Consider the following 13,696-nt stretch of genomic DNA (forward strand, 5'->3'; position numbering starts at 1 on the left):
TAAGCTCTACAGGATTGTTTAGTTCAACGGTATAACCTCAAAACTTGCCTTGTTTGTTTCAAGTTCTAAGTGTTTTTCATTGTCCACTTCACGAATTGTAAATTTTGCAATTGCCGAAACTTCATAAAAACCTGGCTTTTCAAGTTTGTATGTATAATGCTCAGTAATCGTCCCATTTCCTTTAAAAGTACGATATGTTCCTACATCATGCATACCAAATGTATTAACCCCCTTACCATTACTGTCTTTAATAGAAAAATAAAAAAGACCTGATGCATGTAAAATCTTAAAATTATTATCAGATAAGTTCTTTAGAGCAGCCTCAACAACGAACTCTTCATTGGATTTTAATTGATTAGGGACAGATATACTTGCTGTAAAAGGTTCTTTTTCAGAAGTAGGAACGGTTGTTGTATCCACTGCTGGATCATCCTTGGGAAGAGAGAGATTTGCTGTTTGTTCTTCAAATGGCGAAGGCTGACCGCATGCAACTAAGCCAAGTAAGGCGAGAATTACAATAATTAATTTCTTCATTTAAGCACCTCCTAAGAAACAAACGTAAAAATCTGGAATTTTGTTTCAAATAATTCCCAATTGACAAACAAATATCCCTTAGCTTTATTTATGATCGATTCTTAGGTATGCTGCCCGTTAGCGTGGAAAGGGCAGCCGATCGTCATGGCCGGCTGCCGCGGTGTTTTATTAAGTTATAGTTCGCCGTTAGTTGAGCGACCCACATCAGAATCTTCATAACGAGACACCCTCAAATTCAAGCAAATAAGGGATTATTCGGTGTGTGCTACAAGCATATTTCCATTCAAATCAAAGAATTTCAAAAATCGTCTTCCTTCTTCGATAGGCGGTGCAAGAGGATCACCGTATACCCGTGTTCCAGAATCTACAATCTTCTTGCAAAGTGCATCCATATCGTTTACTTGAAAACCAATTGTGGGAAATAACTCTCCGTTTACAGTGAATGACGCTGTCGTTTCATCCGCAGTTTGCCATAAAAAGATATTGGTTCGATCTTCTCTAAACCTAATTAATGCAAAATCTCCAAAGTTGGCGAGAAACTCACAATCAAGAAATGTAATATACCACTCAACAGTTTCTTCCAGGTTCTTTACTGGAATCTGCACATGACTAATCAAATGTGTCATCTTTTCTCGCTCCTATAATCCATATTTTTACACAAACCTAAATGTTTCAACAACACAAACCAAATATCCTTTTATGTGTGGAAGTAAACTGCCCGTTTAGGTGAGCAAAGGCTGCCCTTCATGCCGGCAGCCTCGTCCTAGGTGTTTATTCAACTAAAGTATCCCGTTATGCAATGATATGTGCACCATTTGAATAAAAGATCCTTCACTGCAAATAATAATTTAGGATATTATTAACATATCAGGAGTTGAATAAATGACTAATGTATTGGAAGCAGCAATCGATACGATTAAATCACTAACGAATGAAAAAAAACCTCAACCCCTTCATGTGGGGGAGGTTATGGCCTGTTGGTTTTACTTGGCGGGACTTGAATTAGCCAAAGTAACTGTTCAATCTGGTATAAATACCACAAATGATGCGGAACTACAAAACATGCTTAAAGAAGATCTGGAACTCAACAAAAATCAACGGGAACGGCTCTATACATTCTTGCTGAAAGAAGGAATTACTTTACCTCCTGCTCATGAAGATATGCCCCACTCGGATCCTAACAGTATTCCGTTTGGTGTGAAATTGAAGGATGAAGTACTTGCCAACGAGTTATCTTTAAAAATAGCAAGTTTGATCATACGTGCAGCTAGTACAAATGCAGAATCCATTCGCACAGATGTCGGTATAATGTTTCTTCAATTTCAGGCTGAAAAAGTCATGCTGGGAGCTAAATTAAAACAATTAATGCTAACTCGCGGCTGGATTAAATTACCACCGCCATTCGTTCCACCCGGTACCGAGCACTCACAAACTTAATATTCACCTAAATAGGGCTCCTCTTTAGACACGGTCTGAAAAAGGAGCCCCCTTTTTGCGATTTGATAAACTAAAGTATTTTTGAACTTATTCTACGCGAATTATTAATACCTACATTGTAATAGTTGGCTTAGCACCTCCACGGAAATAGGGATAGGTTCAATTAATCTGCACATTAGCTTAATGATAAAAAAGAGCAGCTGCCAAGCGCGGCGAACTACTCCTTGATTTCAACTATCTTTTCCGTTAGTTCAATCTCTCTTTAACTTCAGTCCCAAACCTTTGGCCTCTTTAAACCGGCTGACCGTAAATAATCCAACAGTTGACCTGAATGTACTGCTTCATGGTATGCAATCCTCATAAGCATATCACTTAATGATCGAATATAACCTACGTCTTTTCTATCAATCTGGATTCTTGTTAAATCCTCTTGTGTATAGGACTTTACTGTATTCATAAATGCGTTTCGATAAGTTTCTGAAAAGTCGAGCTCTTCTTGGAGCGTTACAAAAGGACGCGTCTCATAAGGGGATTCATAGGCGGTTAGACTTCCTCTATTCAACAAGGCAAGGTGGTAATAGTGTTCACTATCCAGGACATGGCGGATCATCTCTTTTATGCTCATAGCTTCTAAATCTGGTCTCCAGTCCAAAAAATCATCCGGAATACTTCCCCAAATAATCATGCTTCTGCGCCGAACCTCGCTCAAATTCTGGACTATAACTTCTATTGCATTCATAGCTGATTCCTTTCGTTTTCAATTTATTATGGTTACATTATATCAGAACTTACGTTCGCAATGCATCTAAAAGATATTTAAAGTATTCTGCCCGTTAGTTGAACGGATCCCACAGAAACGAAAATAGACGATGGATCAGATCCATCGCCATATAAATTGCATCCTACTTCTTAATTCTATATTGCATCATCCGGATCAGGAGAGTTCACTCGATTCACGATCCTTCAGCCTGATCATCTTCAATCTGGCACGATGGAGTCTGGATTTCACAGTGCCCTCTGAAATGTTAAGAACGGCCGCCATTTCCTTCGCAGAGAGTTGATAATGAGCATGCAAAATCAGAATTTCTCGATACTTGGGAGGCAATGAAATTACTTTTTTCCATAAATCGTTGGCATAAAGTTTCTCCATAGCTTCGTTCTCAGCGGATTGTGAGGTTGCGGTAGACTGAATAAAGCCGACGAGGGTGACTTTACGCCAGAATGCTTTGCGTAAATAATCATAAGCGGTATTGTGCGTTATGGTGAGCAGCCAAGTCTTCACTGAAGCTTCGCCGCGGAATGTCGTCAAATTGCGATATACCTTTAGGAAGGAATCTTGTGTAATGTCATCGGACAAATCCATATTACGGCAAATACTAAATGCATAATTCCAAACATCATTTCCGTAGGCATCCATTAAATTGCGAAGGATCGCCTTATGATCGGTTGTTTCAGACACATACTCCAAATATTTAAACACATGGACACTGGTCGTCTCCATACTCTCACCTCTCTGAATCAGATAAGCCATTCGGAATTTACATTCCATTGTAGACTCTAGTTCTCAGGTTAGGGGCTTACTGTATTTCACCCACCAAAACATAGAGAGAACATATTTTTTTATTGAGATTTTAATATTACCCTAAACAATCGCAGAGAAGGCATTTTTTACTGCTTATTTCTTTAGTCGGTGTGACTGCCAGAAGAAGGGCATTTGGGATTGTATGTAAACGTGAATTCTCTGATCTCGATGCCATCTCGGACTGGGATAGTTATCGGGAACGATACTTTTATGGCCTGCATTTATACATGCTTACGGCAGCAGAAAGTTATTATAATCTGCCGATGTACCCTCGATTGTTCAAAGCGAGCCAACACGACGCGATTTCTTGGTTTCTTGAGTTTTTGGGTTTCAGGAATTTCTTCACTGGTTTCTGAAAGGAAAGCTACCAAATTTATATACAACGAAATGGATATTGAACTTGATGGCGTTCCGATTTACCTGATCGGGTAAGGAAGCCAAACGTTATCGCCGCAAGTGACGATGTCCCGCCAAAATCGGAAAGCGAGAATATTCGACTTTCGAATAACGACTTATTAAGCAACAATTTGGGAGAAACGTTTCCTTACTACTTATTCTAAACCAAGCTTATTGAATCCCTCTAAATCGTTTATTAACAAAGTATAAACTCCTGTCTCCTCTGCCATCGTACAAGATTTAAGAAATAGTTTTGTGCTGACATTTATATCTTTTTTTGTTCATGTGATTGTTCTTACGTGAGCACCTAATTGTCGGCAACTGGACGATATTCTAGACATTGAAAAATGACAAGAATGTGTTCCGATACAATAAAAAAGCCGCCATTTTGGCGGATATTAATCGGACTATACTCTTGTCACTCGACAATATTTTTCACGTTATTGATCATGTGGTGGCAGGGAACATCGGATGCTTGCAGTGAAGTAAGCCACTCATCAATTACGATTTTCTTTACTTCCTTCGTGAACATTCGAAATGCTACTTACGAATGCAACCCATTCTGTTTGCCCAGTGATGATCTGCTCCTGTATTTGCATCAAAGTACCTTTTTAGTTAAACACCGGTTTTTCAGGTTACTTAACTTTTCAAGTTTTCAATTATGCCTTTAGCTATTACTTTATTTGTAGTTAACTCAAATTTCATTCCAGGTTTGATTAAATGATTCGGTGCCTCTTCTTTATCGTGGAAAAGTAAATACAAGTCTGCAGTTGTTTCTCTTTGAGTATTTGGTGATTTGTGAAATTCAATTACTGCACTCCATAAGCCATGAATTAGCTCCCTATCTTCTTCAAAGATAATATGTGATGAGAAGGTTCTTACTGGAATAATACTTTGCCCGCCTTCTTCCTTTGTCAGAAAAAATAACTTCGCTGTTCCTACTGTCTTCAAATCTTTATCAACGCCATCACTATGTTTATCAGCTTTACTCTCTCGACGTATAATGAATATTAAGAATCCGAGACCAACCGTAGCAAAAGCTGCGAATATACAACCGAATATTAGCATGAAATAGTCCATGTCCATAAATTTATTACCTCTGTTGGTTTTGACCTTGGATTTCCAATAGTAAATTATCACTACATATAAAACAACACATTCAGGCAAGTTACTGATGCAGAACTCTGTTGAACTATAGCTCCTCATTATCTCAATACAATGGCACATAAATACGGTAAGTAATGGTATCAATTAAAAAATCCGGTCCAATACATTTCCCATGTGAAGAAGATAGATGCTCAATTTGAATGAGACATTAGATTGTAAACGACAGCTCTTAATTAATCTAAAGTTCTTTCTCTGTTATCCATTGCCACTTATCTGAGATATGTATTAAAAATCTTTCTGCTTGTTCCTTATCAACCACATCTATATTTAAACTACATCTAGTCACAAACCATATGTCAATTTTCCAATATGCTTCGTTACTTAGTACCTTATAAGAACAATTAATTGCGGAGTTGGTACACACATTCTCAATGATTTCCCCCTAAAATAAGACGGACTTTTACTCCAATTGTATCACACTTCTATTTAAACTAAACTGTTGGGTTACGTCTTCTCCCCACATATCCATTCCATGTAAAAAACATCCCCACTCACGTTTCTGGTCTTTGTATCCCAACACTTCTATTACCTCTGGTTGCCCTATATCCCTACAAGCAGCTCTGCTTTTTCGTGTATATTTTTAGAAAGTTTATCCTATGACTTGTTTAACCCTTAATACTGATGTATCCGCATGCACTTCATGAAACAGTTCTCATATATACGAACCCTAAGGGTATAAATGATACAGTCATGGATAAATTATAAAGACATAACCAATATTTTCAATTTTTACTACCCACTTTGTAAGGATGGTGTTTATGTTTTGGAAGAAGCTTAAGATTGGACACCATTTTGAGAAACCTGAACCTCAGAATACCGTCCTAACGATAGATTCATTTAGACAAATTTTGGCCAACATGGACGATGCAGAAATCATCGAACGCAGGACCAATAATGATCAAATGGTGATGTTTCTCTACATAAGAACATTAATTGACCAAGAACGCTTAAATGAATCCGTTATCGAACCGCTGCTCCACTGTGATCTTGAAGAAATAAATGAATGTATAGCCACAGCTAAGGTATCCAGAATTGTCACGATGGAGGAAGGTCAGCAGAAACTATTAACGGGATCCATCCTTCTCTATGAACCTATGAAGAATCAGTGGTGGGCAGCACTTCTTCCAAATCCATTGACTCGCGCCATCGAAACATCGGAAACCGAAACCATTATGTTTGGACCCAAGGACAGCTTCAGTGAGCAAATCGATCAAAATGTGACAATGATTCGCAGACGGCTTCCATCGACATCTTTAAAATCAGAAAGGTTTTCTGTCGGTTCTGTAAGTAAAACAGAGGTTGTCATGATGTATATGGAAGGGGTGACCAATCCCGAATTTATTTCCATTGCAAGAAGTAGACTATCTACCATTGATTTTGATGTTTTTATGGATTCGTCCCATGTTGCGGCATTCATGGAAGATCATTATCATAGTATATTCCCGCAATTTCAACAAAGCGACCGCCCGGATCTATGCGCTTTCACTTTATCGATGGGAAAAATTACTTTTTTAGTAGCCAATACACCATTTGCGTTAATGGCTCCTATCACATTTTTTCATCTATTTCAATCTCCAGAGGATTACATTAATCGCTGGCTGGTTGCCAGTTTTTTGCGGCTGCTGCGATATGTAAGCTATGTACTTTCGTTAATATTAGTCCCGATCTATGTTGCGTTAGCCACGCATCATTATCAGATGCTCCCGATGCAAGTTCTTTTTGTATTATTAGAATCTAGAACCAAATTGCCGTTTACGCCATTTTGGGAAGCATTTTTAATGCTGCTTACCCTGGAGATCATCAAAGAAGCAAGTCTTAGGATGCCCACAAAGTCGGGTCAAGTACTAGGCGTAATCGGTGGCATTGTCGTAGGACAAGCTTCCGTTGAAGCCGGTTTTGCAAGCAAAATATTAATTGTTTTAGTAGGTGTTACGGCTATCGCTTCGTTTCTAGTCCCTAATTATCTCGTGACAAAATCAAACACACTGCTTCAATTCGCTTTCCTTTTCCTTGCCAACTATATCGGAATGTTAGGAATAGTATTCGGGATAATTGTTATTCTTGTCCATTTGAATAGCCTCACATCTTTGAAACAACCATATTTTGCCCCCTTAGCTCCTCTTTACTGGAGGGATTGGTTAGATCTTTTCATTCGGGGTCCTTTCCATTGGATGAAGGAACGTCCTGAATATTTACATACCCTACAGAAATGGCGAACCAGTCAAAGGAGAAAATAATGTGAAGGCATCTTCCTTATATGAGAGAACGGCCACGTTTGGCGGGATCTATGTCTTTTTCATGGCCAACCGAAGTCAAATGCTATATTTCGTCTTAGTCACTCCTTCCAAATTGGTTTATCCCTATATGCTTTGGGCATTAATTGCCGTGGGGATTTTATCACAATTGAATATGATCTTGATTGCAAAATGGTTTTCATCAGACATTTCCACCAAAGGATATCAAGGATTCGTTCAACTATTTGGAAAGCGGACGGTTCGTGTTTTGGCCTTCGTTGGTCTGTTTTTCATTTTTGCTAAAATATATGTAAGTACACTGGGGACTGTGGAAGTGATTAATAGTGTCATCTTCCCTTCCATGAATCCTTTGTGGTTGATTTTATTTCTCTTTGGGATTTGTTTGTACGCGGCCTCTCGAGGAATGACGAATACGATACGCTTTGTCGTTATTGCCTTTTTTGGTTCCGCTTGGATGATTTTATGTTTTATTCCTTTCTTCTTCCCATCGATGGCGTCACTTCACGATTTATATCCCTTGATCCCCACAGACTGGTCGACAGTCTCCTGGAAGAATCTTTTATTCATTTGGCAAGCCTTCTCGGGACCGGAGTACTTGGTCTTTATTGGGCCGTGGTTAAACCAAAAACAAAAGATGTTGAAATATTTGACATTTGCTAATACCGCGTCTGTCTTTGAGTATTTGATTATGTTTGTTGTTTCCTTATTATTTTTTAGTTCCCAATACTTGAGCAAAAGCAGATTTCCGGTAACGGACCTTATTCGTTATCTGCAAACTCCTGTTTTTGAGCGAATTGATATCATTTTAATTTGCCTGCAAATGTTTTATTATGTGTGGGCCATTTCCATTTATTTCTTATGGTTCTACGGGGCTATTCGAATAGTTTCAGGAAGATTAAACGAACAGAGCGATCGAATTGGTTTTATAACCTGTTGGATCATGATTTTAATAAGTACGATTATTCTAGACAAGTGGTTAGGTGAAACTGAACAGAACCCTTTGATAAACCTACAGATTTGGTTACGGGCATTTACCTACTTGTTCATCCCAACCTTCCTTCTGATTGCTTGCAAACGAAAGGGGCTTATCTAGCATTGAGGCTGTTTAAACATACGATGTTCCTCGTCATAATGAGCAGTATGCTATGGATGATTGGATGCTCCCCATTTGTAGATAACAATCAGATCGAAGAAATCTCCCCTGTGATTTGGTGGTCAATTACTGAGGGTGCAAAAGGGAAGCTAAGAATAAGCACACTGGTACCACCCATATATTCTGAACAAAAAAAAATGCTTACCCAAGAAGTCGATCTATTGAAGGAGGGAGGAAAGGATTTTAATTTAAGCTATTATCGGGAAGTAAAATCAGGACAACTTCGTATGGTATTTATTGAACAAGAACTGGCGAAAAAAGGCATTACATCACTTATGAACACTTTATTTACGGACCTTGATATTTCTCAACGCCTTTATATCGTCATCGTCAATGGAAGCTTTGATGATTACATTAAAAATCAAATAAAAACACAAGACATTCCCGGCTATTTTCTTTATCGTTTGCTTAAACACTATGAAAGTAAGAAACAAGGAGACATGACTATTGTAAATCTACATCAATTTATGAAAAGGTACTATTCACCATACTCCGATCCAGTCGCACCTATTTTCAAGGTCGATAAAGAACTTTTTATCTACGAAGGAACTGCCTTCTTCAAAAACGATAAACTGCAAACGAACATCAATAAGAGAAATGAACAAATATTCCAACTGATTGATAATAATCATCACCTTAAGGTCCTTACCATCCCAGAGTTATCAATAACGATGGGGAATGTCACTTCCAAGACAAAGATGAAATTAAATCTCGACAACTCAACATTATCTCTCAACGTCGAGCTCAAAGGTCGAATTGAAGAGTACCGTGGAAAGGAAGATATAGACAACCTTGATCAATTAGCGGTTATTCATCAACAGATAAAATCGCTTTTCGAAAAACAAACAACAGAGTTGCTAAAGAAAATGCAAAAGTCGGAAGTGGACCCTCTGGAAATAGGTACTCTTACACTAGGTCCTTTTTCGAAGCCCATGAGCGAGGATGAATGGTCTACTCTCTGGGCGAACGTGAAATTTAACGTTACATATGAGCTTCATATTCAACCTTTGACGAATGTACGAAAATAAGCTTGCACAAACACAGAACGAGAACCATCTTCTTAACGGTTCTCGTTCTGTGATATTTTCCAATGCAGGCATGCTGGCATTCTTGTTGAACTATTCTGCCTTTAGCGGGGAAAAGGGAGCCACTTTCACCTAAAGCAAAAACGATATATTCTTCATTATTTCGAATCCCTCCTTCCACAATAAGTGTGATATTGGTTAAATGCTGGTTTTTATTGGGCCCTGGTAGCCAACAAAATAAAAGAAACCGCAACAGCCTAAGCTAATGCGGCCAAGAATTTTTACCAGTTTTCACTTCCATAGTCTTGATTATCAAGTTCATTTATAAATACCGATACCCACAGTACCATATCGTTAACAGGATCAGTTTCAATGTATAGACCTTTATTGTTACAATAAACTACCTCAAAATCATCATATTGAAAACTAGGTACAATTCTTAAGACATAGCCATATGCATCCCGATTTTTATCCCGTAAAACAGTTAACCAATAATTAGATTGAACCGAAGGTCAATCTAATTATTATATATTTCATATTTTATTAAAAACTTACCTAGCAGCTTTGTCTTTACTTCTTCTTTAGTAGCTGCCACGATGGCAAGCTACTCCCATATCGTTAAACTAAGTTCACCGCTAGCATAATCGAAAACGTTCAAAAAAAAGAAAAAAAGACTCCACTTTTATAGTGAAGTCTGTGTGCTTGGCAACGTTCTACTCTCCCAGAACCCTGCGGTTCAAGTACCATCGACGCTGGAGGGCTTAACGGTCGTGTTCGAGATGGGAACGCGTGGGTCCCCTCCGCCATCATCACCAAACAGACAAAGCGTGATTTGCGCCTTGAAAACTAGATACGAAACTTGCGTAAAGTGGAATTCTTAGGGTTTCTGGGCCCCAATCAAGTACTCGGAATTCGCTACAAAGCTTATCTTCACTTGGTTGGGAATAGGTTAAGCCCTCGACCGATTAGTATTCGTCAGCTGCATGCATTGCTGCACTTCCACCTCGAACCTATCAACCTCGTCGTCTACAAGGGGTCTTACATACTGGGAAATCTCATCTTGAGGGGGGCTTCGCGCTTAGATGCTTTCAGCGCTTATCCCCTCCGTACATAGCTACCCAGCGGTGCCTCTGGCGAGACAACTGGTACACCAGCGGTACGTCCATCCCGGTCCTCTCGTACTAAGGACAGCTCCTCTCAAATTTCCTACGCCCGCGACAGATAGGGACCGAACTGTCTCACGACGTTCTGAACCCAGCTCGCGTACCGCTTTAATGGGCGAACAGCCCAACCCTTGGGACCTACTTCAGCCCCAGGATGCGATGAGCCGACATCGAGGTGCCAAACCTCCCCGTCGATGTGGACTCTTGGGGGAGATAAGCCTGTTATCCCCAGGGTAGCTTTTATCCGTTGAGCGATGGCCCTTCCATTCGGTACCACCGGATCACTAAGTCCGACTTTCGTCCCTGCTCGACTTGTAGGTCTCGCAGTCAAGCTCCCTTATGCCTTTGCACTCTGCGAATGATTTCCAACCATTCTGAGGGAACCTTTAAACGCCTCCGTTACATTTTAGGAGGCGACCGCCCCAGTCAAACTGCCCACCTGACACTGTCCCCATACCGGATTACGGTACCAGGTTAGAACTCCGATACGATCAGGGTGGTATCCCAACGGCGCCTCCACCCAAGCTGGCGCTCAGGCTTCAAAGGCTCCCACCTATCCTGTACAGATCGTACCAAAGTCCAATATCAAGCTGCAGTAAAGCTCCATGGGGTCTTTCCGTCTTGTCGCGGGTAACCTGCATCTTCACAGGTATTAAAATTTCACCGGATCTCTCGTTGAGACAGCGCCCAAGTCGTTACGCCATTCGTGCGGGTCAGAATTTACCTGACAAGGAATTTCGCTACCTTAGGACCGTTATAGTTACGGCCGCCGTTTACTGGGGCTTCAATTCATAGCTTCGGGGTTACCCCCTAACCACTCCTCTTAACCTTCCAGCACCGGGCAGGCGTCAGCCCGTATACTTCGCCTTGCGGCTTCGCACAGACCTGTGTTTTTGCTAAACAGTCGCTTGGGCCTTTTCACTGCGGCCCCCTCGGGCTATTCACCCTACCGAGGCACCCCTTCTCCCGAAGTTACGGGGTCATTTTGCCGAGTTCCTTAACGAGAGTTCTTCCGCGCGCCTTAGAATTCTCTTCTCACCCACCTGTGTCGGTTTGCGGTACGGGCACCTTCGCCTGGCTAGAAGCTTTTCTTGGCAGTGTGAAATCATGACCTTCGGTACTTAAAATTCCCCTCCCCATCACAGCCCAGCCTTACGGTTAGCGGATTTGCCTACTAACCAGCCTCACTGCTTGGACGAGCATCCATCAGCTCGCGTCACTATCCTTCTGCGTCACTCCATCGCTCATAACGGCTACGGTGGTACAGGAATTTCCACCTGTTGTCCATCGACTACGCCTTTCGGCCTCGCCTTAGGTCCCGACTTACCCTGAGCGGACGAGCCTTCCTCAGGAACCCTTAGGTTTTCGGCGGATCAGATTCTCACTGATCTTTTCGTTACTTATACCGGCATTCTCACTTGTATGCGCTCCACCTGTCCTTACGGTCAGAATTCAACGTACATACAACGCTCCCCTACCCATGCATCACCTTCACTCCAGCTTTGAATCCGCGTGTTTAGCTGGAGCATTTGGCCAGAATCTTTGAACAATTTTAAATGTCGATTCTGGCTAATGTCCCGTGGCTAACCACGATTCAAAGACGCAGTGAAGGTGATGCAAGCCATAGCTTCGGTGGCGTGTTTAGCCCCGTTACATTTTCGGCGCAGAGTCACTCGACCAGTGAGCTATTACGCACTCTTTCAATGGTGGCTGCTTCTAAGCCAACATCCTGGTTGTCTGTGCAACTCCACATCCTTTCCCACTTAACACACACTTGGGGACCTTAGCTGATGGTCTGGGCTGTTTCCCTTTTGACAATGGATCTTAGCACTCACTGTCTGACTCCCGGATTTAAGTTTGTGGCATTCAGAGTTTGACTGGACTTGGTAACCCTTGGCGGGCCCCGCACCCAATCAGTGCTTTACCTCCACAACTCCACATCCGAGGCTAGCCCTAAAGCTATTTCGGGGAGAACCAGCTATCTCCGAGTTCGATTGGAATTTCTCCGCTACCCCCACCTCATCCCCGAATTTTTCAACATTCGTGGGTTCGGGCCTCCAGTGAGTGTTACCTCACCTTCACCCTGGACAGGGGTAGATCACACGGTTTCGGGTCTACGTCCACGTACTCAAGCGCCCTATTCAGACTCGCTTTCGCTGCGGCTCCGTCTCTTCGACTTAACCTTGCACGGGAACGTAACTCGCCGGTTCATTCTACAAAAGGCACGCCATCACCCATATAGAGGGCTCTGACTTTTTGTAAGCACACGGTTTCAGGTTCTTTTTCACTCCGCTTCCGCGGTGCTTTTCACCTTTCCCTCACGGTACTGCTTCACTATCGGTCACTAGGGAGTATTTAGCCTTGGCAGATGGTCCTGCCGGATTCCGACGGGGTTTCACGTGACCCGCCGTACTCAGGATACCTCTAGGAGATTCGTTTGATTTTGGCTACAGGGCTTTTACCTTCTATGCCGGACCTTTCCAGATCGCTTCGCCTACCAAACTAACCCCATGATGAGGTCCTACAACCCCAAGGAGCAAGCTCCTTGGTTTGGGCTATTCCGCTTTCGCTCGCCGCTACTGACGGAATCACTTTTGTTTTCTTTTCCTCCAGGTACTTAGATGTTTCAGTTCCCTGGGTCTGCCTCTGCATTACCTATGTATTCAGTAATGAGTAACTGCGCATTACCACAGCTGGGTTCCCCCATTCGGACATCCCCGGATCAAAGCCTGCTTACGGCTCCCCGAGGCATTTCGTCGTTCGCCACGTCCTTCTTCGGCTCCTAGTGCCTAGGCATCCTCCGTGTGCTCTTTCTAGCTTAACCTAGAAAAAAACATGTATAGATATTACCTAAGTTCTTACTTTACGTTTTGTTTCGTTATCTAGTTTTCAAGGAACAAAGATAAAACATTGAAAGGATTAACCTTTCAAAACTGAACACGAGTGAATAAGCGATTGTGTATCCGAAGATACTTGACTGGGTC

General features: G+C 41.6%; 9 protein-coding genes and 2 rRNA genes. 4 read left to right on the top strand and 7 right to left on the bottom strand.

Features of this window, described 5'->3' with window-relative positions; genetic code table 11:
• Positions 1-18 precede the first annotated feature (18 nt).
• Positions 19-534 (bottom strand): hypothetical protein, encoded by a 516-nt coding sequence (locus ACUN27_RS30465; RefSeq protein ID WP_445560128.1) that lies wholly within the window; start codon positions 532-534, stop codon positions 19-21.
• A 251-nt stretch (positions 535-785) separates the two neighbouring features.
• Positions 786-1,160 carry a VOC family protein gene (locus tag ACUN27_RS30470; RefSeq protein ID WP_445560129.1) on the bottom strand — a complete coding sequence of 125 codons (375 nt, stop codon included), beginning with the start codon at positions 1,158-1,160 and terminating at the stop codon, positions 786-788.
• 256 nt (positions 1,161-1,416) lie between these two features.
• Here ACUN27_RS30470 and ACUN27_RS30475 point away from each other — a divergent pair, with 256 nt between their 5' ends.
• Positions 1,417-1,971, top strand: coding sequence for a DUF3231 family protein (locus ACUN27_RS30475; RefSeq protein ID WP_445560130.1), 555 nt, complete (start codon positions 1,417-1,419; stop codon positions 1,969-1,971).
• A 268-nt stretch (positions 1,972-2,239) separates the two neighbouring features.
• Here ACUN27_RS30475 and ACUN27_RS30480 read toward each other — a convergent pair whose 3' ends face one another.
• The 3 genes from ACUN27_RS30480 to ACUN27_RS30490 form a co-directional block, all read right to left on the bottom strand.
• Positions 2,240-2,710, bottom strand: coding sequence for a DinB family protein (locus ACUN27_RS30480; RefSeq protein ID WP_445560131.1), 471 nt, complete (start codon positions 2,708-2,710; stop codon positions 2,240-2,242).
• A gap of 195 nt (positions 2,711-2,905) precedes the next feature.
• A complete protein-coding gene (locus ACUN27_RS30485) occupies positions 2,906-3,472 on the bottom strand; it encodes an RNA polymerase sigma factor (protein WP_315956279.1) in 567 nt (188 codons plus the stop codon).
• Between the two features lie 1,116 nt (positions 3,473-4,588).
• A complete protein-coding gene (locus ACUN27_RS30490) occupies positions 4,589-5,029 on the bottom strand; it encodes a hypothetical protein (protein WP_445560132.1) in 441 nt (146 codons plus the stop codon).
• A gap of 845 nt (positions 5,030-5,874) precedes the next feature.
• On the opposite strand from ACUN27_RS30490, the gene ACUN27_RS30495 reads away from it, so the two are divergent.
• Genes ACUN27_RS30495 through ACUN27_RS30505 form a run of 3 tightly spaced genes read left to right on the top strand, consistent with a single transcriptional unit; the run spans position 5,875 to position 9,552 of the window.
• Complete coding sequence (locus ACUN27_RS30495; RefSeq protein ID WP_315956281.1) at positions 5,875-7,353, top strand: spore germination protein; 1,479 nt, start codon at positions 5,875-5,877, stop codon at positions 7,351-7,353.
• Position 7,354: 1 nt separating this feature from the next.
• Positions 7,355-8,464, top strand: coding sequence for a GerAB/ArcD/ProY family transporter (locus ACUN27_RS30500; protein ID WP_315956282.1), 1,110 nt, complete (start codon positions 7,355-7,357; stop codon positions 8,462-8,464).
• Positions 8,465-8,487: 23 nt separating this feature from the next.
• Entirely contained in the window at positions 8,488-9,552 is a 1,065-nt protein-coding gene (locus ACUN27_RS30505; RefSeq protein ID WP_445560133.1) for a Ger(x)C family spore germination protein, read from the top strand.
• A 697-nt stretch (positions 9,553-10,249) separates the two neighbouring features.
• Here ACUN27_RS30505 and rrf read toward each other — a convergent pair.
• Positions 10,250-10,366: ribosomal RNA gene (gene rrf, locus ACUN27_RS30510) — 5S ribosomal RNA — on the bottom strand.
• A 128-nt stretch (positions 10,367-10,494) separates the two neighbouring features.
• Positions 10,495-13,536 (bottom strand): 23S ribosomal RNA (locus ACUN27_RS30515).
• Between the last annotated feature and the right edge of the window lie 160 nt (positions 13,537-13,696).

The sequence above is a fragment of the Paenibacillus sp. WC2504 genome, assembly GCF_052682475.1.

Excerpts from the sequence above, each read along its gene's own strand:
- ACUN27_RS30465 (WP_445560128.1), bottom strand. The coding sequence starts at position 534 with ATGAAGAAATTAATTATTGTAATTCTCGCCTTACTTGGCTTAGTTGCA.
- ACUN27_RS30470 (WP_445560129.1), bottom strand. The coding sequence starts at position 1,160 with ATGACACATTTGATTAGTCATGTGCAGATTCCAGTAAAGAACCTGGAA.
- ACUN27_RS30475 (WP_445560130.1), top strand. The coding sequence starts at position 1,417 with ATGACTAATGTATTGGAAGCAGCAATCGATACGATTAAATCACTAACG.
- ACUN27_RS30480 (WP_445560131.1), bottom strand. The coding sequence starts at position 2,710 with ATGAATGCAATAGAAGTTATAGTCCAGAATTTGAGCGAGGTTCGGCGC.
- ACUN27_RS30485 (WP_315956279.1), bottom strand. The coding sequence starts at position 3,472 with ATGGAGACGACCAGTGTCCATGTGTTTAAATATTTGGAGTATGTGTCT.
- ACUN27_RS30490 (WP_445560132.1), bottom strand. The coding sequence starts at position 5,029 with ATGGACTATTTCATGCTAATATTCGGTTGTATATTCGCAGCTTTTGCT.
- ACUN27_RS30495 (WP_315956281.1), top strand. The coding sequence starts at position 5,875 with ATGTTTTGGAAGAAGCTTAAGATTGGACACCATTTTGAGAAACCTGAA.
- ACUN27_RS30505 (WP_445560133.1), top strand. The coding sequence starts at position 8,488 with ATGTTCCTCGTCATAATGAGCAGTATGCTATGGATGATTGGATGCTCC.